20 protein-coding genes are annotated in these 19,202 nt (G+C 63.7%); 10 read left to right on the top strand and 10 right to left on the bottom strand.

Going from position 1 to position 19,202, the window contains the following annotated elements:
• Positions 1-73 precede the first annotated feature (73 nt).
• From BGRAMDRAFT_RS11070 to BGRAMDRAFT_RS11115, 10 genes are all read left to right on the top strand, one after another.
• Complete coding sequence (locus BGRAMDRAFT_RS11070; RefSeq protein WP_006048820.1) at positions 74-988, top strand: LysR family transcriptional regulator; 915 nt, start codon at positions 74-76, stop codon at positions 986-988.
• Between the two features lie 137 nt (positions 989-1,125).
• A complete protein-coding gene (locus tag BGRAMDRAFT_RS11075; protein ID WP_006048821.1) occupies positions 1,126-1,839 on the top strand; it encodes an RNA polymerase sigma factor in 714 nt (237 codons plus the stop codon).
• Positions 1,829-2,809 (top strand): anti-sigma factor family protein, encoded by a 981-nt coding sequence (locus tag BGRAMDRAFT_RS11080; RefSeq protein ID WP_006048822.1) that lies wholly within the window; start codon positions 1,829-1,831, stop codon positions 2,807-2,809. Before BGRAMDRAFT_RS11075 ends, BGRAMDRAFT_RS11080 begins: the two co-directional genes overlap by 11 nt.
• Before the next feature lie 193 nt (positions 2,810-3,002).
• Positions 3,003-3,377 carry a 30S ribosomal protein S6 gene (gene rpsF, locus BGRAMDRAFT_RS11085; protein ID WP_006048823.1) on the top strand — a complete coding sequence of 125 codons (375 nt, stop codon included), beginning with the start codon at positions 3,003-3,005 and terminating at the stop codon, positions 3,375-3,377.
• Between the two features lie 53 nt (positions 3,378-3,430).
• Entirely contained in the window at positions 3,431-3,730 is a 300-nt protein-coding gene (priB, locus tag BGRAMDRAFT_RS11090) for a primosomal replication protein N (protein ID WP_006048824.1), read from the top strand.
• Positions 3,731-3,732: 2 nt separating this feature from the next.
• Positions 3,733-4,008, top strand: coding sequence for a 30S ribosomal protein S18 (gene rpsR / locus BGRAMDRAFT_RS11095; RefSeq protein ID WP_006048825.1), 276 nt, complete (start codon positions 3,733-3,735; stop codon positions 4,006-4,008).
• 27 nt (positions 4,009-4,035) lie between these two features.
• On the top strand, positions 4,036-4,488 hold the full coding sequence (rplI, locus tag BGRAMDRAFT_RS11100; RefSeq protein WP_006048826.1) for a 50S ribosomal protein L9: 453 nt from the start codon (positions 4,036-4,038) through the stop codon (positions 4,486-4,488).
• A gap of 146 nt (positions 4,489-4,634) precedes the next feature.
• A complete protein-coding gene (locus BGRAMDRAFT_RS11105; RefSeq protein ID WP_006048827.1) occupies positions 4,635-6,020 on the top strand; it encodes a replicative DNA helicase in 1,386 nt (461 codons plus the stop codon).
• A gap of 194 nt (positions 6,021-6,214) precedes the next feature.
• On the top strand, positions 6,215-6,841 hold the full coding sequence (locus BGRAMDRAFT_RS11110) for a DUF47 domain-containing protein (RefSeq protein WP_006048828.1): 627 nt from the start codon (positions 6,215-6,217) through the stop codon (positions 6,839-6,841).
• Complete coding sequence (locus tag BGRAMDRAFT_RS11115; protein WP_006048829.1) at positions 6,841-7,851, top strand: inorganic phosphate transporter; 1,011 nt, start codon at positions 6,841-6,843, stop codon at positions 7,849-7,851. Before BGRAMDRAFT_RS11110 ends, BGRAMDRAFT_RS11115 begins: the two co-directional genes overlap by 1 nt.
• A gap of 168 nt (positions 7,852-8,019) precedes the next feature.
• On the opposite strand, the gene BGRAMDRAFT_RS11120 is transcribed toward BGRAMDRAFT_RS11115, so the two are convergent.
• The 10 genes from BGRAMDRAFT_RS11120 to BGRAMDRAFT_RS11165 all read right to left on the bottom strand — a co-directional run bounded on the left by BGRAMDRAFT_RS11120 (position 8,020) and on the right by BGRAMDRAFT_RS11165 (position 19,187).
• Positions 8,020-8,826, bottom strand: coding sequence for an SDR family oxidoreductase (locus tag BGRAMDRAFT_RS11120; protein ID WP_006048830.1), 807 nt, complete (start codon positions 8,824-8,826; stop codon positions 8,020-8,022).
• 276 nt (positions 8,827-9,102) lie between these two features.
• A complete protein-coding gene (locus BGRAMDRAFT_RS11125; RefSeq protein WP_006048831.1) occupies positions 9,103-10,374 on the bottom strand; it encodes a C40 family peptidase in 1,272 nt (423 codons plus the stop codon).
• 213 nt (positions 10,375-10,587) lie between these two features.
• Positions 10,588-12,462: a PhoH family protein gene (locus BGRAMDRAFT_RS11130; protein ID WP_006048832.1), complete on the bottom strand. Its 1,875-nt coding sequence runs from the start codon at positions 12,460-12,462 to the stop codon at positions 10,588-10,590.
• A 361-nt stretch (positions 12,463-12,823) separates the two neighbouring features.
• Positions 12,824-13,285 carry a peroxiredoxin gene (locus BGRAMDRAFT_RS11135; RefSeq protein ID WP_044020841.1) on the bottom strand — a complete coding sequence of 154 codons (462 nt, stop codon included), beginning with the start codon at positions 13,283-13,285 and terminating at the stop codon, positions 12,824-12,826.
• 200 nt (positions 13,286-13,485) lie between these two features.
• A complete protein-coding gene (locus BGRAMDRAFT_RS11140) occupies positions 13,486-14,379 on the bottom strand; it encodes a polysaccharide deacetylase family protein (protein WP_006048834.1) in 894 nt (297 codons plus the stop codon).
• Between the two features lie 10 nt (positions 14,380-14,389).
• Positions 14,390-15,436, bottom strand: a complete 1,047-nt coding sequence (locus BGRAMDRAFT_RS11145; RefSeq protein WP_006048835.1) for a bifunctional UDP-4-keto-pentose/UDP-xylose synthase — start codon at positions 15,434-15,436, stop codon at positions 14,390-14,392.
• Positions 15,433-16,368: a formyltransferase gene (locus BGRAMDRAFT_RS11150; RefSeq protein ID WP_006048836.1), complete on the bottom strand. Its 936-nt coding sequence runs from the start codon at positions 16,366-16,368 to the stop codon at positions 15,433-15,435. The genes BGRAMDRAFT_RS11145 and BGRAMDRAFT_RS11150 overlap by 4 nt, the downstream gene beginning before the upstream one ends.
• Complete coding sequence (locus tag BGRAMDRAFT_RS11155) at positions 16,365-17,426, bottom strand: glycosyltransferase (protein WP_006048837.1); 1,062 nt, start codon at positions 17,424-17,426, stop codon at positions 16,365-16,367. Before BGRAMDRAFT_RS11155 ends, BGRAMDRAFT_RS11150 begins: the two co-directional genes overlap by 4 nt.
• A gap of 6 nt (positions 17,427-17,432) precedes the next feature.
• Positions 17,433-18,593 carry a DegT/DnrJ/EryC1/StrS family aminotransferase gene (locus BGRAMDRAFT_RS11160; protein WP_006048838.1) on the bottom strand — a complete coding sequence of 387 codons (1,161 nt, stop codon included), beginning with the start codon at positions 18,591-18,593 and terminating at the stop codon, positions 17,433-17,435.
• A 222-nt stretch (positions 18,594-18,815) separates the two neighbouring features.
• Positions 18,816-19,187 (bottom strand): SMR family transporter, encoded by a 372-nt coding sequence (locus tag BGRAMDRAFT_RS11165; protein ID WP_006048839.1) that lies wholly within the window; start codon positions 19,185-19,187, stop codon positions 18,816-18,818.
• Positions 19,188-19,202: the final 15 nt, after the last annotated feature.

The following is a 19,202-nucleotide window of genomic DNA, read 5'->3' on the forward strand; positions in this document are numbered from 1 at the left end:
TTATTTCGAAACAAAAAGTATGGAATGCCGGAGGGCGGGGCGACGCGGGCAAAAAAGGCGTGAGGAGACAGACATGGACCGCTTCAAGCAGATCGAAACGTTTGTGCGTGTCGCGGACGCAGGCAGCCTCGCGGCCGCCGCGCTGGAAGAGGGCGTCTCGCCGGTGATTCTCGGGCGGCGCATCGACGCGCTCGAAAAGCGCCTCGGCGTGAAGCTGATGTACCGCTCGACGCGGCGGCTCGTCGTCAGCGAAGACGGCGCCGCGTTTCTCGAGCGCTGCCGCGGTCTTCTGACCGAGTGGGATCAGGCGGAAAACGAACTGAGCGCGGGGCGGCGGGCGGTGAACGGCCACCTGATCGTGTCGGCGCCGGCCGCGTTCGGCCGCAAGCATGTCGCGCCGCTCGCGCCCGCGTTTGTCGCCGACAAGCCCGAATTGCAGGTGTCGTTCAACCTGACCGACCGTGTGGTGGACCTGGTGCGCGAGGGTTACGACCTGTCGATCCGCATCGGCGGCGCGGTCGATCCGAACTTCGTCGCGGTGAAACTGGCGTCGAACCGGCGCGTGGTCTGCGGCACGCCCGAGTATTTCCGGCAGCACGGCAAGCCGAAAACGCTCGAAGATCTGCCGCGCCACAACTGCCTCGCGTTCAATCTGCAAGGCGGGCAGAACCGCGGCTGGTATTTCCGCCGCAACGGCAAGCTCGTCACGGTGCGCGTGGGAGGCACGCTCGACTGCAACGACGGCGAACTGCTGCACCGCTGGGTGTCCGAAGGGCTCGGCCTCGGCTGGCGTTCCACGTGGGAAATCCAGCAGCAGCTCGCGCGCGGCGAACTCGAAACGGTGCTCGACGAATTCGCGCTGCCCGACTACGACATCCTCGCGGTCTACCCGCAACAGCGCTACGTGCCGGCCAAGGTGCGCTATTTCATCGATTATCTGAAGGAGATTTACGCGAGCGACGACTACTGGAACCGGCCCGCGTATTAGCGCTGTTTCAGGTTCTGCCGCGGTTTTTTGTCAGCGGCGCGCCGCAGCGGGAATAAACTCGGCGCATGGCCGGTTATGCGATGTGAAGCTTGACGACGAACCGCACCGCATAGCCGCACATGCCCTGGAGGGCCGAGGTGGTCCAGATCGATTCAGACGCCGATTCAGACGCCGATTCAGACGCTGCCCGCGCGAATGGCGAGACCGATGCCGCGCGCAGCCGCCGTTTCCAGCAGCTCGCGCTACCGCATCTCGACGCCGCGTACAACCTCGCGCGCTGGCTGTGCGGCAATCCGAACGATGCCGACGACGTCGTGCAGGAAGCCTTCATGCGCGCGTTCCGCTTTTTCGACACGTTTCGCGGCGATTCGGCGCGGCCGTGGCTGCTCGCGATCGTGCGCCGTACCTGGTACACCGAGTGGCGGCGGCGCGCGTCGTCGCATGAAACAGTGGAGTTCGACGACACGATGGACGACGCCACGTTCGAGGGGTGGAGCGCGGGCGGCGCCGATCCGCAGGCGCTCCTGATCCGCGACGAGGACGCGAGGCGCGTGCACGAGGCGCTCGCGCTGCTGCCGGTCGAGTATCGCGAGGTGCTGATTCTGCGTGAACTGGAAGAGATGGGTTATCGCGAGATCGCTCAGGTCGCCGATGTGCCGATCGGCACGGTGATGTCGCGGCTCGCGCGCGGGCGGCGCAAGCTCGCGGCGCTCCTCGGCGAGCCGCGCGATGCGGCGGGCGCGCCGAGCGCGTCGGTGACGCCGCTTCGGGCCGTCGCCAACGGCAGATCGCTCAACAAACGCGGCGGCGCGTCCGCCGGCAACGCTCAGGAGACGCCAGATGGACTGTAACGAAGCGCGGCCGCTCCTCGATGCGAACGCCGATCGCGAATTGCCCGCGCCAGATGCACGGCGCGTCCAGCAGCATATCGAGAGCTGCGAGGCTTGCCGGCGCGAAAGCGAGAACCTCCGGACGATGAGCCACGCGCTGCGCACGGCGCCTTATCATCGCGCGCCGCAGTCGTTGCGCTCGCGCATTCTGGCGGGCTTGCCGGAGACGCAAAGCGGCGCGGAAGACGCTGGAGCGCGGGGTGTGGGCGCTGAGGCGGAGCAGGCGGGGCGCGCGCCGGCGCCGCAGCCGTTGGGCGGCGAGCGGCCGCGCAGGCTAGGCGATGGTTTGCGCGATCGGATCGACAGATGGTTCGGCGGGCGTTCCGCCGAGGGTGGACATGGCGCATGGGGCGCGGCGAGCCGCCCGGCGACGCCTCGTGGCGTGGCAGCGCCGTTCGCGTCCGGCTGGCTCCTGCCGCTCGTCGTCGCCTTCGGCGCGCTGGCCGTCACAGTGACGCTCAACCTGCGCCGTCCCGCGGACTTCGCGCCATTCGCCGACGAACTCGTGGCGAGCCACGTGCGCGCTCAGGTGTCGGGTCGCGACATCGACGTGATTTCGACGGACCGGCATACCGTCAAGCCCTGGTTCAACGGCCGGCTGGATTATTCGCCGCCGGTCGAGGATCTCGCGGCGAGCGGGTTCGCGCTGGAAGGCGGGCGGCTCGATTACCTCGCGCATCGACGGGTCGCCGTGCTGGTCTACCGTTACCGCAAGCACGTGATCGACGTCTACGTGTTCCCGCAGACGGGCGGCACGGACGGCGGCGCGCCGGCCACGCTTGCCCGCGAAGGCTATTCGCTCGCTCATTGGGACGCCGAGGGCATGACCTGGTGGGCGATCACGGACGCCGCGCCCGACGCGCTGAGCGGTCTCGAAACGGCGTTGAAGGCGCGCTTGGCGGCCGGCAGCGCGCGCACCGAGAGCGGTTGAGCCGGCGCGGCAAGCCGGCGCCCGCACCGGGGCGCGTTCGCTAAATGCCTGAAAACACGCCCGAACCGCGTGCTGGCGCGGTTCGATGCCTTGCAACCCGGCCCCAATCGGGCTACAATCTTCGGCTTCTCACTTGCCACACCGGTTCGACGCCCGGGTGGCTTCTATCCATAAGTCAGCACAAGGAGTGTGTATGCGTCATTATGAAATCGTCTTTATCGTGCATCCCGATCAGAGCGAGCAGGTGCCCGCCATGATCGAGCGTTACAAGAGCACGATCACCTCGCACGGTGGCCAGATCCACCGTATCGAAGACTGGGGCCGTCGCCAACTGGCCTACATGATCGAGAAACTCGCGAAGGCTCACTACGTCTGCATGAACATCGAATGCGACCAGACCACGCTCGACGAGCTGGAACACGCGTTCAAGTTCAACGACGCAGTTCTGCGTCACCTCATCGTCAAGATGAAGAAGGCCGAAACCGGCCCGTCGCCGATGATGAAGGAAGTGCAGCGCGAAGAAGCCAAGAAGTCGGCTGCTACGCAACCGTCCGAAGCGCAGGCTTAAGACACCCAATTTAAGCTACCAGAGCACAGCGCGCCGCTCTTGCCAAAGGCTACATGAACCGGCTGCAACTTACGGCCAGCGTCGTCGAACGCGAACCGGTGCGGTACACACCCGCCGGCGTTCCGATTGCAGGCTGCACGTTGCAGCACCGCACGGAAGTCGTCGAAGCCGGGATTGCCCGGCAAGTCGAACTGACCATGCAGGCAGTAGCCGCAGGCGAGGCGAGCGGTAAGCTGGAAAGCTGTCCGATGGGCGTCGAAACGCTCTTCACAGGCTTCCTGGCTAAAAAGCACCGCAACGCGAGAACTCTGGTATTTCACATCACAGCATTGCAGGACATTGGAAAGGACTGAACATGCCCCGCCCGACTGGTAAGAAATTCGACAAGCGTCGTCAGCAACAAAATCCGCTCTTCAAGCGCAAGAAGTTCTGCCGTTTCACGGCCGCTGGCGTCGAGTACATCGACTACAAGGACATCGAAACGCTGAAGGACTTCATCGGCGAAAACGGCAAGATCACGCCGGCGCGTCTCACGGGTACGAAGTCGCACTATCAACGCCAGCTGGATACGGCAATCAAGCGCGCGCGTTTCCTCGCGCTCGTGCCGTACACCGACCAGCACAAGGCCTAACCCGACGACGCGATAAGGAGCATCCGAATGCAAATCATTCTTCTGGAAAAAGTCGTCAATCTGGGCAACCTGGGCGACATCGTGAAGGTCAAGGACGGTTACGCACGTAACTTCCTGATCCCGAACAAGCAGGCTCGCCGTGCAACGAAAGAAGCGCTGGCTGAATTCGAAGTCCGCCGCGCCGAACTCGAAAAGATCGCCGCTGAAAAGCTGGCTGCTGCTCAAGCTCAAGGCGAAAAGCTGGCTGGCTCGACGGTTCAGATCGGCCAGAAGGCCGGCGTCGACGGCCGTCTGTTCGGCTCGGTGACGAACGCTGACATCGCTGAAGCGCTGGGCAAGCAAGGCTTCGCAGTGGAAAAGGCGCAAGTGCGTCTGCCGGAAGGCCCGCTGAAGCTGGTGGGCGACCACCCGATCCAGGTTTCGCTGCACACCGACGTGGTTGTGGACGTGACGGTGTCGGTGCTGGGCGAGCACGTTTAAACCGGCTGCGTCGAGCATCCGATAGTATCGGCCAGGAAGTTGCTGGCTAAAGGCAGGGGCCGGGCAACCGGCCCCTGTTTTTTTGTGCGCGTCAAATTGATTTCCTGCTGGCCGCGGTCGCCTCATTTCCACGATAATCCCTCTCCATGAACGCACCGTCCAAAGATCCCCAACTCGAGTCGCTGAAAGTCCCGCCGCATTCGATCGAGGCCGAGCAATCGGTGCTGGGCGGCTTGCTGCTGGATAACGCCGCGTGGGACCGCATCGCCGACTTTCTGTCGCAAAGCGATTTCTACCGCTACGACCACCGCATCATCTTCGAGCACATCGGCAAGCTGATCGCGGCCACGCGTCCGGCCGACGTCATTACCGTGTACGAAGCGCTCGGCACCTCGGGCAAGGCGGAAGAGGTCGGCGGGCTTGCCTATCTGAATGCGCTTGCGCAAAACACGCCGAGCGCGGCGAATATCCGGCGCTACGCCGAGATCGTGCGCGATCGCGCGGTGCTGCGTCGGCTCGTTTCGGTTGCCGATGAAATCTCGGCAGACGCCTTCAACCCGCAAGGCAAGGAAGTCCGGCAACTGCTGGACGAAGCGGAGTCGAAGGTGTTTTCGATCGCCGAAGACGGCGCGCGCGGCACCCAGGGTTTTCTCGAAATCGGGCCGCTGCTCACCGAAGTGGTGGAGCGCATCGATACGCTTTACCACACGGCCAATCCGAGCGATGTGACGGGCACGCCGACGGGCTTCGTCGACCTTGACCGCATGACGTCGGGCATGCACGGCGGCGAGCTGATCATCGTCGCAGGGCGTCCGTCGATGGGTAAGACGGCGTTTTCGATGAATATCGGCGAATACGTCGCGGTCGAATACGGCCTGCCGGTCGCCGTGTTCTCGATGGAAATGCCAGGCTCCCAGCTCACCATGCGTATGCTCGGCTCGGTCGGCCGGCTCGACCAGCACCGCATGCGAACGGGCCGCCTGACCGACGAGGACTGGCCGAAGCTCACGCACGCCGTGCAGAAAATGAGCGAGGCGCAGATTTTCATCGACGAAACCGGTGGTCTGAACCCGATGGAACTGCGCTCGCGCGCGCGGCGGCTTTCGCGCCAGTGCGGCAAGCTCGGGCTCATCATCATCGACTATTTGCAGCTGATGAGCGGGTCGTCGTCCGGCGAAAACCGCGCGACCGAAATCTCGGAGATTTCGCGCTCGCTCAAGAGTCTCGCGAAGGAACTCGACGTACCGGTGATTGCTTTGTCCCAGCTCAATCGCGGCCTCGAACAGCGTCCGAACAAGCGGCCGATCATGTCCGACTTGCGCGAATCGGGCGCTATCGAACAGGACGCCGACGTGATCCTCTTCATTTACCGCGACGAAGTGTATAACCCGGACAGTCCGGACAAAGGCACGGCGGAAATCATTATCGGCAAGCAGCGGAATGGTCCGATCGGGCCGGTTCGGCTCACGTTCCACGGCCAATTCACGAAGTTCGACAACTTTGCCGGCGCGCAGAATTTTTACGGCGAGTAGCGTGGTGAGTAGCACGGCAAATAAAGCGGCGAGCAGCCGCGAATCGATGACGTAGCACGAAAACCGCGACCAAAAGCAGCGCCGAAGCAATGGCGCTGTTGTAACCGCGCTTTGCAAAGTGCGACATCGATCCTGCAACGGTACAATATGGCGGTTTTATGTCAGCCATTATGTGACCAATTTTCGGGATCCCAATGTTCGGTCGATTCATGCCCACCGAGGGCAAGTTTTTTGATATTTTCAACGCGCATGCAGAGTGCATCGTCTCGGCGAGCCGCGAACTCGAACTGCTGATCGACAATCTGCAGGACGCGGAAACCCACAAGCAAAACGTGCAAAAGGCCGAAAAGGCTGCCGACAAGCTCACGCACGAAACCATCGACCTGCTGCACAAGACGTTCATCACGCCGCTCGACCGCGACGAAATCCACAAGCTCATCACCACGATGGACGACATCCTCGATCTGATGGAGGACGTCGCCACCGCCATTTCCCTTTACGACGTGCAGTCGGTCACGTCCGAGGCGAGCCAGCTCGCGCACATCTGCACGGCGACGTCCGAGCGCGTGCAGTTCGCGGTGAGACTGTTGTCGGACATGAAGCAGGCAAGCCAGATTCTGAAGGCGTGCGAGGAAATCGACCGGCTCGAATCCGAAGCGGACCGCGTGCTGCGCGCGGCCATGTCGAAACTCTTTCGCGAAGAGGACAACGTCAAGACGCTTATCAAGCTGAAGGCGATTTACGAATTGCTCGAAACGATCACCGACAAGTGTGAAGACGTAGCGAACATCATTGAAGGCATCGTGCTGGAAAACGCATAATGCAATCGATACAACTCGCTATCTGGGTGGTCGCCGCCCTGGTCGCCGTCGCGCTGATTTTCGACTTCATGAACGGCTTTCACGACGCGGCGAATTCGATCGCCACCGTCGTGTCGACCGGCGTGCTGAAGCCGCAGCAGGCGGTCGCGTTCGCCGCGGCGTTCAACGTCATCGCGTATTTCGTGTTCCATCTGAAAGTCGCCGCGACGGTCGGCAAGGGCACGATCGACCCGGCCATCGTCGATCACTACGTGATTTTCGGCGCGCTCGTCGGCGCGATCGGGTGGAACGTCATCACGTGGCACTACGGCATTCCGTCGAGTTCGTCGCACGCGCTGATCGGCGGGCTCGTGGGCTCGGCGCTCGCCAAGTCCGGCTGGGGCTCGCTGAATTTCGACGGGCTCATGAAGACCGTGACGTTTATTCTGGTCTCGCCGCTGCTCGGCTTCGTGCTCGGCTCGTTCTTCATGCTGGCCGTGTCGTGGATCTATTTCCGCACGCCGCCCAGCAAGGTCGACCGGCGCTTCCGCCGCCTGCAACTGGTGTCCGCCGGTTTGTACAGTCTTGGGCACGGCGGCAATGACGCGCAAAAAACCATCGGCATTATCTGGATGCTGCTGATCGCGACGGGCTATGCATCGTCGCTCGCCGATGCGCCGCCGTTGTGGGTGATCGGCGGCTGCTATCTGTCGATGGGCGTAGGAACGTTGTTCGGCGGCTGGCGAATCGTCCGCACCATGGGGCAGAAGATCACGAAGCTGAAGCCGGTTGGCGGTTTTTGCGCGGAATCGGGCGGGGCAATTACGCTGTTCACCGCCTCGTGGCTCGGTATTCCGGTGTCCACCACGCATACGATCACCGGCGCGATCGTCGGCGTCGGCGCAACGCAGAAACTGAGCGCGGTGCGCTGGGGCGTGGCCGGCAACATCGTGTGGGCCTGGATTCTGACGATCCCGGCTTCGGCGGCGCTCGCCGCCGTCGCATGGTGGCTCGGCCACCATTTCCTGTAAGTTTCATGGCCTGCCGGCGGGGGACGCTGTTGTCGTCCGCCCGGTAGGCGTAACACGGTAGGCGTAACACAGCGTGGCAGCGGTGCAGGTCAACGGCTCTACCGCCGCGGGCGGATGAACGGGCCAAGCCCAACGCCCAGGCTCAACGGCCAGGCTCGACGCCTCACCTCATATCAACGGCGCGCTCGCACCATCCATCGGCACGATCGCGCCCGTCACATAACTCGCGCGGCGGCTCGCCAGAAATAGCGCGACGTCCGCGATTTCCTCCGGTTTTGCATAGCGCCCGAGCGGCACCTTCGCCTGTCCGCGCGCCAGCGCTTCCGCGCTCCCGATGCCTTGCTGCGTCGCCTCCAACTGCACCGCTTCCTCGACGCGCTCGGTCAGCGTCGCGCCCGGATTGATCGCGTTGATCCGGATGCCGTAACGCGCGTAGTAGTGGGCGAGGCCGACCGTGGCGAGCATCAGCGCGGCATTTGCGGCGCCGCCGGCAATATGGATGTCGCTCGCGATCTTGCCGCCCATGCCGATGATATTCACGATCGTCCCCGGGTCGCCGCCATCGCCTCTTTTCGCGCGCTCCGCCATCCGGCGCAGCACTTCCTGTTGCGGGTAGATGTACGGGAAATACTTGGCTTCCATCGTGGCGCGAAACGCGTCGGCATCGAGCGTTTCGGGGTCGTAGCGGCGCGCCGCGCCGGCGCTGTTGACCAGCACATCGATCGGGCCGACGGCGGTAGTCACTTCCTCGACGATGTCCGCGGCGCTGTGCGGTTCGTGCAGATCGGCGCGCGTGCGATGCACGTGCAAGCCTTCCTGTTTCAGCTGCTCGTAGGCGCGCGCCAGGTTGGCGGGATCGCGCGAAACGATCGCGACCTTCGCACCTTCGATCGCGAACGCGCGGGCACACGCAAAGCCAATGCCCTTGCTGCCACCCGTAATCAAGACCACTTTTTCTTTCAGCCCGAGATCCATTGTCGTCACCCGCTTCGGAAGAATACCGATGACGATAGCAGATCGGCGGCGTCCGCGTGCTGACCGAGCCAGGCTGCGCGCGGTGTTTCTGGACGTGCCGATCGGACGAATCCGATTCATCGCTGGGACAATGTGTGCGCGTTTAGTTCGCGTATTTATCAGCATTGCGAAGCAAATTGACGGTACTGCAGATGGCGGATGCTTTGTGCTCCAGGCAACTAACCAGCATGTATAGGGGGGCGCGCGTTGGCGCGTGCTGGGTTCGCCGCTTTTGCGCTAGAACTTGCCGTTGGCGAAACGGGCGATCGGGTCGTCGTTGGTCTGCGAAGGAGCGGGTGTGGGTCGCGAGGCCGTCGAGGCGCGCATGATTTGCACGGCGCCGTCATCCGCCTGTGCTTCACCTGCGCGCTGGGCTTGCCCCGTCTGTTGAGTCTGCTGCGCAAGGCGCGCCTGGCGGGCGGCGATCGAAGCCGGTGGCGGCGGTTCGAAAGCGTCGGCGGCTGCATCGATGGCGTCCGGTGTAGCGGCGCTCGCCGTCTGCGGCATCGCGCGCGCTGTGGCTGTCGATTGCGCTTGAACGGGCGTTCCACTGCCGCCGCTGTCGTTGTTGCTGCCATAGGCGCTTGCCCGCGTCGACGCAACCGGCGTCGGCGAGACGGCGCCGGCCGCGCGGGCCTGCAATTGCGCTGCGGTCATCGCGGGCGGCGGCGGCTCGAACGGATCGGCTTGCGGCGCGCGGGTCGCTGCCGTTGAGACCGTCGAGAGCGCGGCCGAATCGCCAGTCGCGTTCGATGTCACTCGCGGTTGTCCGGCAACCCGAGCCGTGGTGGTTTGCGAAAGCCCAGCATCGGCGGCGTAGTCCGAACCCGTCTTCGCCGTCACAGACGGCGTATTCGCGGCGCTCGCGCGGGCACCGCCTTGATCGCTGCCGTAGCCAGTCGCAGCGGAGCGCTCAGGCTGCGGCGCCGCAGCCTGATAGCTCGGCGCGTCGAACGGCGCCGGCTTGGCGGCCGGGCCGGCCATACGGCGGATGCCGTCGAAGCGCTTTGCCCAGTACGGATTGGTCAGGTAGTCGAGCCGCACCGTGCCGCCCGTCGACGGCGCATTCACGAAGCGCAGCTTGCCCACGTAGATGCCCACATGCGAGTGCGGGCGTCCAGTCGTGTTGAAGAAGATCAGATCGCCCGGCGCTATCTCGTCGGGTTCGACCGATTCGCCGCGTCCGCTCATATCCGCGGTCGTGCGCGGCAAATTCACCGAAGCCGCGCGCGCGACCACGTAGCGAACCAGGCCGCTGCAATCGAAACCGCTATCGGGCGTGTTGCCGCCCCAGCGGTAGGGCACGCCGACGAGGCTCATCGCCTGAATGGAAATCTCCTCGCGGCCGATGCTGTGGTCCACGAAGTTCGGAAAGCCCGGCGGCGGCGGCCGATACGCCCCGTTTGCGACGACGACGGAGCTTCCCGCGCGCGACGACGTCTTCTGCGGCGCGCCGGCACACGCGGCGAGCAGCACGACGGTCAGTAGCGAGAGGGCGAGTCGGCGCATGAAAGGGAAGGCGGTAAACGCTCGTTTAAAGGCGGACGATGTCCGGATGGTAGCCGGTGAAACGCGCAACCGGCAAGAATTCTTGACAAATTACTTGAAGTTCACACGCTAAGTGTTGCCTGCCAAAGACGCCGCAGCCATAAAAAAACCGCGCCCCGGCAAAGCGGGGCGCGGCTTGAGCGGTAACCGGCCTGACGGCCAGCCGGTTGATCTTTAAAGGATTTCCGATGCGTAGTCGGCGAGGCGCGAACGCTCGCCGCGCGCCAGCGTCACGTGCCCGCTGTGCGCCCAACCCTTGAAACGGTCGACCACGTACGTCAGACCCGAACTGCCTTCCGTCAGATAAGGCGTGTCGATCTGCGCGATATTGCCGAGGCAAATGATCTTCGTGCCCGGCCCGGCGCGCGTGACCAGCGTCTTCATCTGCTTGGGTGTCAGGTTTTGCGCCTCGTCGATGATCAGATACTTGTCCACGAACGTCCGGCCGCGCATGAAGTTCATGCTCTTGATCTTCAGGCGCGAACGGATCAGTTCCTGGGTCGCGGCGCGGCCCCATTCGCCCGCGGCGTCGTCGGTTTTCTGCAGCACTTCGAGGTTGTCGTCGAATGCACCCATCCACGGCTGCATCTTTTCCTCTTCAGTGCCGGGCAGGAAGCCGATGTCCTCGCCGACGGGTACGGTCGCGCGCGTCACGATGATCTCGTTGTAGCGCTTGTCGTCAAGCACCTGCGCGAGCCCCGCCGCGAGCGCCACCAGCGTCTTACCGGTGCCGGCCTGGCCGAGCAGCGTGACGAAGTCGATCTCCGGATTCATCAACAGGTTCAGCGCGAAATTCTGCTCGCGGTTGCGCGCGGTGATGCCCCACACGTTGTTCTTGTGATGGCCGTAATCGCGCAGCGTTTGCAGCAACGCCGTCTTGCCGTTGAGTTCGCGCACGAGCGCATGAAACGCCGGCTCGCCGTTCTGCGGCTCGAGATACACGAACTCGTTGACGAGCATCGACGGACACAGCGGCCCGGTCACGCGGTAATACGTGGTGCCGGTCTTGGTGTCCTGCCAGCTCTCCATGCCCTTCGCATGGCGGGTCCAGAAGTCCTGCGGCAGCGCGCGGATGCCCGAATACAGCAGATCGCTGTCCTCGAGCACCTGGTCGTTGAAGTAGTCTTCAGCGGGCAAGCCGAGCGCATGCGCCTTGATGCGCATGTTGATGTCTTTCGACACCAGCACGACCTGGCGATCCGACCGGTCGCGCTGCAACGCGCGCACCACGCCGAGAATCTGATTGTCGGCCTTGCCTTCCGGCAAGCCCTCGACCGGTTCGATCGCCGTCAGCTTCGTCTGGAAGTAGAGGCGCCCGGAAGCCTCGCGGCTGCCGAGCCGCGCGAGCGAAATGCCGTCGGACATGTTGCCCGCGTTCGCCACCAGCGCGTCGAGCGTGCGGCTCACCTGACGGGCGTTACGCGCGACTTCCGACATGCCTTTCTTGTGGTTGTCGAGTTCCTCCAACGTCATCATCGGCAGATAGACGTCGTGCTCCTCGAAACGGAACAGGCAGCTTGGATCGTGCATCAGCACGTTGGTGTCGAGCACGAAGAGCTTTTGCATCTCGACCAACTGGGCGTCCGTGCCGCGTTTTTTGCTCGTGCCGCGCGCGGTTGGCGCGACAGCGGGCGCGCTGGCGGCGGGTTGCTTCGCGCCTGGCTTGCGCGCGATGGCCGGCTGCGGTTCGGCGGACGGCTCGACAGCGGGCTCGGCCTGCGGACGCGCTGCGGGAACCGGCTGCAGCAGCGCGGCGGTTTGCCGGGTCTTGCGCCCGGAGCCCGACGCGCCGCGTGACTGCGCGGCCTCGCCTGCGGCGGACGCGGTGGCGGCAGCCGACGATGCCGGCACCGGCCGCAAGGTGGTCGCGGCATTGGCGGCGTGCGCCATGGGCGTGGCGACATTCGCGCGGCCGTAGTCGGCCGGCTCCGCGGATTCTCCCTCGGCCTGTTTCTTCGCGGCGGAGCGCGCCGGCGTGGCGGCCTTGGCCTTGTATTCGTCAGGGGGCAGGAGATTGCCGAGCTTGCTCGGGGGGGTAGGCAAAGGCATGGTTTCCCTCGAAATTATCGGGTCGCATATCGTGCGCCGCCTGTCGCATTCTGCCGGTGCCGATGTTGCGCACGCAGTTTGCGCCCGGAGGCGCGCATTCGGTCTAGAGATGCCGGTTCGCCTGGTCTTCGATCGGCTCCTTAACGGAAACGCGTGGCCGAATGAACGAACGGCTGCGCGCAATTAAAAAAGCCGCCGCCCCGTCGTACGGGGCAAGCGGCTCGCCTACGGTGTTCGCGTTGCGCCTGACGACTCCGCCAGTCCCGATGAGGGCGACGACGGCGATATGACCGTCAAGTCTTGCGCAGCGACGAAATATTTGGGGTGGACAGGCACTCATTGCAACCCAATATAACGCGCCTCAAAGCGCTTGTACAGCCTCCAGAATTTCGTCGACATGGCCCGGCACTTTCACGCCGCGCCACTCCTGCCGCAGCACGCCGTCAGCGTCGATGAGGAACGTGGAGCGCTCGATTCCCCGCACTTCTTTGCCATACATTTTCTTCATTTTGATGACGCCGAAGAGCGCGCACAGTTTTTCTTCCGGGTCCGAGATCAAGGGGAAGGGCAATTCGAGCTTCGCCTTGAAATTGTCATGCGAGCGCAGGCTGTCGCGCGAGACGCCCAGAATTTCGGCGCCGGCCTTCTTGAACTTCGGATACAGATCGCGAAACTGCAGACCTTCGGTCGTGCAGCCCGGCGTGTTGTCCTTCGGATAAAAGTACAGCACCACCTTCTTACCCCGCAGGCCGGACAGCGTGATCTCGCCTCCGGTAGCGGCAGCGGTGAAGTCGGGGATGGGTTTATCGACTGCGATGGGCACGAGGTTCTCCGGGTTGTTATGGTCGGCGTGCGCGTTAGGGCGGCGCGGGCCTGGCATCGAAACTTTTTGGGGGAGGGGCTACCGGTGCGCGCATAGTCTCGCGTGGCGGCTGGGCATCAGGGCAGTCTGCCGGTCTGTAATCGAATACCAACCGGATGGCAACGAAGGCTGCGTCGACTGGAAGTGTGCCGACCGACCCGTCACGGCTGGACGATCAACTCGCCGGAGCGCCCTGGAATTTCGCCCCACGTAACAGGGTACGATGGCAGCGCGCCGCGGTCCAGCGCCGCGTAATAGTCGCCCATGGTCGCAAACGTATGGCCTTGCGCGCGCCAGCCGTTCAGCAACTGTTCGAAGATCGGCGCGAGCTTTTGCCCTTCGAGTTCCGCGTGCAGCGTGAAGACCTGATCGTGCGGATTGTTTTCCGTGTGCTTCAGCATGAACGCGGCCACGTTGTGTTCGTCCACGCCGTTCACGCCGAGCACTTCGTCGAGCGTGGGCAGCGTGGTCGGCATCTGCACATGCGCAAGCGTCTTGCCGTCGACGACCGGCAGATACGGCGAATGCCCGCGGCCGTCGGACGCGTAGTGCATGCCCCACGCGTCGATCTGCTCGAACGCGTGGCCGTTCATCTGCCAGCCGGCCGCGCCATGCGTGAGCGGCGGCGCGCCGAAAATATCGACGAAACGATCATGGCTTTGCTGCATTTGCGCCGCGGTCCATCCGCGATCTTTCGAGCGCACGTTGTCCTGCCAATAGACGTGGTCCCACGTGTGAATGCCGCATTCGAAACCGGCTTCGTGAATCGCGCGCATGTCCGCCGACGCCTTCACGCCGATATCCGGCCCCGGCAGCAGCACGCCGTACATCAGTTGCCTGATGCCGTAGTGCTCGACCACCGACGTACGCGACACCTTCTTCAGAAAGCCCGGCCGCAGCACGCGGCGCATCGCCCAACCGGTGTGGTCGGGCCCGAGGCTAAAGAGGAAAGTGGCGCGCGCCTTGAAGCGATCGAAAATACGCGCGAGGTTCGGCACGCCTTCGCGTGTGCCGCGCAGCGTGTCGACGTCGATCTTCAGGACGATACGGGCCAAGGATCAGCCCTTATTGCTGCTCGACGAGCGCGCGCGCTTCGGCGACGTGGCCGCGATACGCTTCGAAAATCTTGCGCAGCGCTTCGTCGAAGGTCGACTTCGGCGCCCAGCCGAGTTCCTGCATCGTGTTGTCGATCTTCGGCACGCGGTTTTGCACGTCCTGATAGCCCGCGCCGTAGTACGCGCCCGACGACGTCTCGACCAGTTGCACTTTTTTCGCGGTCTCGGCGTATTCCGGGAATTCCGCGGCCAACGTCAGCATCTTGTGCGCGAGTTCGCGCACCGAGAAGTTGTTGGTCGGATTGCCGATGTTGTAGATCTTGCCCGTCGCGACGCCGTTCTTGTTGTCGATGATCTTCATCAGCGCGCCGATGCCGTCGTCGATATCCGTGAACGCGCGTTTTTGCGCGCCGCCGTCGACGAGGCTGATGTTCTCGCCGCGCACGATGTGGCCGAGGAACTGCGTGACCACGCGCGAGCTGCCTTCCTTCGGCGTGTAGATCGAGTCGAGGCCCGGGCCGATCCAGTTGAACGGACGGAACAGCGTGAAGTTCAGGCCCTCCATGCCGTAGCCCCAGATCACGCGGTCCATCAACTGCTTCGAGCACGCGTAGATCCAGCGCGGCTTGTTGATCGGGCCGTACGACAACTGCGATTCTTCCGGATCGAACTGCTCGTCCGTGCACATGCCGTAGACCTCGGACGTCGACGGAAACACCAGGTGCTTGCCGTACTTGACCGCCGAACGCACGATGGGCAGGTTCGCCTCGAAGTCGAGTTCGAACACGCGCAGCGGCTGCTTCACGTAAGTGGCGGGCGTCGCGATCGCGACCAGCGGCAGAATCACATCGCACTTCTTGACGTGATATTCGACCCACTCCTTGTTGATCGTGATGTCGCCTTCGAAGAAGTGCATCCGCTCATGATTGATGAGATCGCCCAGACGTTCGGTCTGCATGTCCATCCCGAAGACTTCCCAATCGGTCGTTTCGAGAATGCGTTTGGACAGGTGATGGCCGATAAAGCCGTTCACACCCAGGATCAGGACTTTCTTCATAAAGGTCGGGGAGTTTGAATGAGCTGGGCGAATTCGGCCGGAGTGACGACAGTTTCGGTGCCGTCGTGCTGGTGCCGCAATTCGTGGATGGCGATCGCGCGACCGTCGCCGCATATCGCGAAAACGGCATTATCGCTTACGTGCAGGCCCGGCGGCAAATCCGGGCGAAGCGCGCCGGGTGTCGCGAGGCGTGCGCGCGCAACAACAAAACGCCGGCCGCCGACGTCGGTAAACGCGCCGGGATAGGGCGGCGCGACCGCGCGAATCAGGTTGTAGACCTGCTGCGCCGGCTGGCTCCAGTCGATGCGGCCGTCTTCCGGCTTGCGCCCGCCGTAGTAGCTGCCGTGCGACAGATCGTTCGGCAGATGCGGCGCCTCGCCCGCCAGCAGCGCGGGCAGCACGCGCCACAGCGTCTGCTCGGCGGCCACGGTGACCTTGTCGAACACTTGCGCGGCGGTGTCGTCGGGCAGGATCGGCACCGGCGTTTGCGCGACGATCGCGCCCGCGTCCGGCTTGGCGGCCATTTCGTGCAGCGTCGCGCCGGTTTCGGTTTCGCCGTGCAGCACCGCCCAGTTGGTCGGCACGCGGCCGCGGTACTTCGGCAGCAGCGAGCCGTGCATGTTGTAGGCGCCGCGCGCGGCGAGCGCGAGCACGTCGACCGGCAACATATGGCGGTAGTAGAACGAGAAGATGAAGTCCGGCCGCGCCGCGCTCACCGCCGCGCGCAGTTCCGGGCTTTTCGGATCGGCGGGCGTCACGACGGGAATGCCGTGCTCGGCCGCCACGCTCGCGACGCTGCCAAACCAGATGTTCTCGGTCGGACTGTCTTCGTGAGTGACGACGAGCGCCACGTCCACGCCGCGCGCGAGCAGCACCTGCAGGCAGCGCACGCCGACGTTGTGATACGCGAATACGACGGCGCGCGGTTTCATCGGTTCGGGCCCTGGTCGCGGTGATCGCGCTGGTCGACAATCGGCGCCGGTTGAACAGCCTGCACGACGGTTTGACGCGGCATGTCGGCCACCGCCGTGCCATTGCGCTCTTCGAGGATGGTCTGCACGAGATAACGCGGACGGGCGCGCACCTGCTGATAGATCCGCCCGATGTATTCGCCGAGCAGCCCGAGCGCGAAGATAATCACGCCGAGCAGGAAGAACGTAATGGCGAACAGCGTGAACACGCCCTGAACTTCCGCGCCGATGATGAAGCGGCGAATCAGCAGCAGCACGAACAGCGCCGCGGAGCCGAGCGACAGGATCACGCCGATGAACGACAGCCACTGCAGCGGCACGACCGAGAAGCCGGTCACGAGGTCGAAGTTCAGGCGGATCAGCGAATACAGCGAGTACTTGGATTCGCCCGCGAAGCGCTCTTCGTGCGCCACTTCGATCTCGACCGGATTCTGCGCGAACGTGTACGCGAGCGCCGGAATGAACGTGTTGATTTCGCCGCAGCGATTGATCGTGTCGATGATGTGCCGGCTGTACGCGCGCAGCATGCAGCCCTGGTCGGTCATCTTGATGCGCGTGATGCGCTCGCGCAGACGGTTCATCGCGCGCGAAGCCTTGCGGCGCCACAAGCTGTCCTGGCGTTGCAGACGAATCGTGCCGACGTAGTCGAAGCCTTCGCGCATCTTCGAGACGAGCTTGCCGATTTCTTCCGGCGGATTTTGCAGATCGGCGTCGAGCGTGATGACGATCTCGCCGCGCGACTGCTCGAAGCCCGCGAGAATCGCCATGTGCTGCCCGTAGTTGCCGTTCAGCAGGATCACGCGGGTCGTGTCGGGGCGCGCGCGGAACTGCTCGGCGAGCAGCGCGGGGGATTTGTCGCGGCTGCCGTCGTTGATGAAGATCACTTCATACGACGTGCCGAGCGCGTCGAGCGCCGGATAGAGTCGCGCGAAGAGCGCGCCCAGCCCGGCTTCCTCGTTGTACACCGGAATGATGATCGACACTTCCGGTGTGACGGCGCGTTGTTCCGTATAAATCATTTCCGCTTATTTTCCGTATTGTTCGCAAATTTCATTGACTGCGCGGCAGACGCGCTGCACGTCGCCTTCGTTCATCAGCGTGAAGAGCGGTAGGGTGACGTTCGTCGCGCCGAAACGCTCGGCGTGCGGGAACATGCCTTCCGTAAAGCCGCGCGCGCGATACAGCGAGAACAGGTGAATCGCAGGATAGTGCACGCCCGAGCCGATGCCGCGGTCTTTCAATTGACTCATGAAACCCGCGCGGTCGATGGAAAGCTTGTCGAGCGGCAGCGTGATCTGGAACATGTGCCAGTTGCTGTTCTCGAAGTCGGCGAACGGCAGGCCGACGCCGAGCTTCTGTGCCGCGCCGCCCTCGAAGCCGGCGAAGTACGCGTGCGCGAGTTTCCTGCGCTGCGCGAGAAAGCGTTCCAGATGCGGCAATTGACCGAGGCCGACGCGCGCGGCGACGTCCGTCAGGTTGTACTTGCCGCCGAGCACGTCGCAGTCCATGCCGTCGAAACCCGTGCGTGTGATGCCTTGCAGCCGGTACTTTTGCGCGAGCACGGCTTCGTCCTCATTGTTCAGCACGAGCGCGCCGCCTTCGATCGACGTGAGGTTCTTGTTCGCGTGAAAGCTGAACGAGACCATGTCGCCGATCGCGCCGATGCGCTTGCCGTTCCATGTCGAGCCGAACGCCTGCGCGGCGTCTTCGACCACGCGCAGCTTGTGCGCGCGAGCGATCGCGTACAGGCGGTCCATGTCGACGGGCAGGCCGGACAGATAGACGGGGATCAGCGCCTTGGTACGCGGCGTGATCGCCTGCTCGAGCTTGTCGAGGTCGATGTTGCGCGTGACCGGGTCGATGTCGGCGAACACCGGCGTCGCGCCGACTTCGTAGATCACGTTGCTGGTCGACACCCACGAGGCGGGCGTCGTGATCACTTCGTCGCCTTCGCCGACGCCTGCAATGCGCAGACCGATTTCGAGCGTCGCCGTGCCGGAATTGAACGTGCGCACCGGACGGCCGCCGCAGAATTCGGAGAGCGCCGCCTCGAATTTCTGGTTTTGCGGGCCCGTGGTGATCCAGCCGGAGCGCAGCACATCGGCTACGCCCTGAATCGTTTCTTCGTCGATTTCCGGTTTGACGAACGGCAGGAAGGGCAGAGACGCAACGGTTGACTGGGTCATGAATGCTTCGCTCGATCAATGAAGCCGGGGCCCGAACGGCGCTGTGGATACATACTGCGCGCGATTCGAGGCCAAGGCCGAAAAAGGGTGCAACCGCGGAGCATACCGCGATGAACCTTACATTTTGCTTAGCCGGCATGGATGCCGGCTTACGCTGTCTTTACCCCGGCGTTTGCCGCGGCGTTTGCCGCGGCGCTTGCCACGGCGTTCCACGCGACGCGCCTAGCTGCGCGCGAGTATCACCACGCCGACCAGAATCACGCCGATGCCGACGAGCTTGTGCACCGACAGCACTTCGCCGAACAGATACCACGCGGCGAACGCATTGACGATGTAGCCGAGCGACAGCATCGGATACGCGATCGACACGTCCACGCGCGACAGCCCGACGATCCACACGACGACGCTGATCACATAGCACGCCAGCCCGCCGATGATCGGCGGCTGCGTCGCAAGTCGAAAGGCGATCGGCAGGATGTTCGCACGGGTGAATTCGAAGTGTCCAACGGCATTCGTACCGGCTTTGAGCAACAACTGCGCACCGGCGTTCAACGTGACGCCGGCAAGAATGCAAAAGAGGGAAATCGGGTTCATCGAATGTTCAGGTCC

It is taken from the genome of Paraburkholderia graminis C4D1M, assembly GCF_000172415.1.
GTDB lineage: Bacteria > Pseudomonadota > Gammaproteobacteria > Burkholderiales > Burkholderiaceae > Paraburkholderia > Paraburkholderia graminis.

Coding starts and splice junctions, on each gene's coding strand:
- BGRAMDRAFT_RS11125 (WP_006048831.1), bottom strand. CDS start 10,374: ATGCGCCGACTCGCCCTCTCGCTACTGACCGTCGTGCTGCTCGCCGCG.
- rpsR (WP_006048825.1), top strand. CDS start 3,733: ATGCCCCGCCCGACTGGTAAGAAATTCGACAAGCGTCGTCAGCAACAA.
- BGRAMDRAFT_RS11130 (WP_006048832.1), bottom strand. CDS start 12,462: ATGCCTTTGCCTACCCCCCCGAGCAAGCTCGGCAATCTCCTGCCCCCT.
- BGRAMDRAFT_RS11115 (WP_006048829.1), top strand. CDS start 6,841: ATGCAATCGATACAACTCGCTATCTGGGTGGTCGCCGCCCTGGTCGCC.
- BGRAMDRAFT_RS11160 (WP_006048838.1), bottom strand. CDS start 18,593: ATGACCCAGTCAACCGTTGCGTCTCTGCCCTTCCTGCCGTTCGTCAAA.
- BGRAMDRAFT_RS11155 (WP_006048837.1), bottom strand. CDS start 17,426: ATGATTTATACGGAACAACGCGCCGTCACACCGGAAGTGTCGATCATC.
- rpsF (WP_006048823.1), top strand. CDS start 3,003: ATGCGTCATTATGAAATCGTCTTTATCGTGCATCCCGATCAGAGCGAG.
- BGRAMDRAFT_RS11150 (WP_006048836.1), bottom strand. CDS start 16,368: ATGAAACCGCGCGCCGTCGTATTCGCGTATCACAACGTCGGCGTGCGC.
- BGRAMDRAFT_RS11070 (WP_006048820.1), top strand. CDS start 74: ATGGACCGCTTCAAGCAGATCGAAACGTTTGTGCGTGTCGCGGACGCA.
- priB (WP_006048824.1), top strand. CDS start 3,431: ATGAACCGGCTGCAACTTACGGCCAGCGTCGTCGAACGCGAACCGGTG.
- BGRAMDRAFT_RS11080 (WP_006048822.1), top strand. CDS start 1,829: ATGGACTGTAACGAAGCGCGGCCGCTCCTCGATGCGAACGCCGATCGC.
- BGRAMDRAFT_RS11165 (WP_006048839.1), bottom strand. CDS start 19,187: ATGAACCCGATTTCCCTCTTTTGCATTCTTGCCGGCGTCACGTTGAAC.
- BGRAMDRAFT_RS11105 (WP_006048827.1), top strand. CDS start 4,635: ATGAACGCACCGTCCAAAGATCCCCAACTCGAGTCGCTGAAAGTCCCG.
- BGRAMDRAFT_RS11145 (WP_006048835.1), bottom strand. CDS start 15,436: ATGAAGAAAGTCCTGATCCTGGGTGTGAACGGCTTTATCGGCCATCAC.
- rplI (WP_006048826.1), top strand. CDS start 4,036: ATGCAAATCATTCTTCTGGAAAAAGTCGTCAATCTGGGCAACCTGGGC.
- BGRAMDRAFT_RS11110 (WP_006048828.1), top strand. CDS start 6,215: ATGTTCGGTCGATTCATGCCCACCGAGGGCAAGTTTTTTGATATTTTC.
- BGRAMDRAFT_RS11120 (WP_006048830.1), bottom strand. CDS start 8,826: ATGGATCTCGGGCTGAAAGAAAAAGTGGTCTTGATTACGGGTGGCAGC.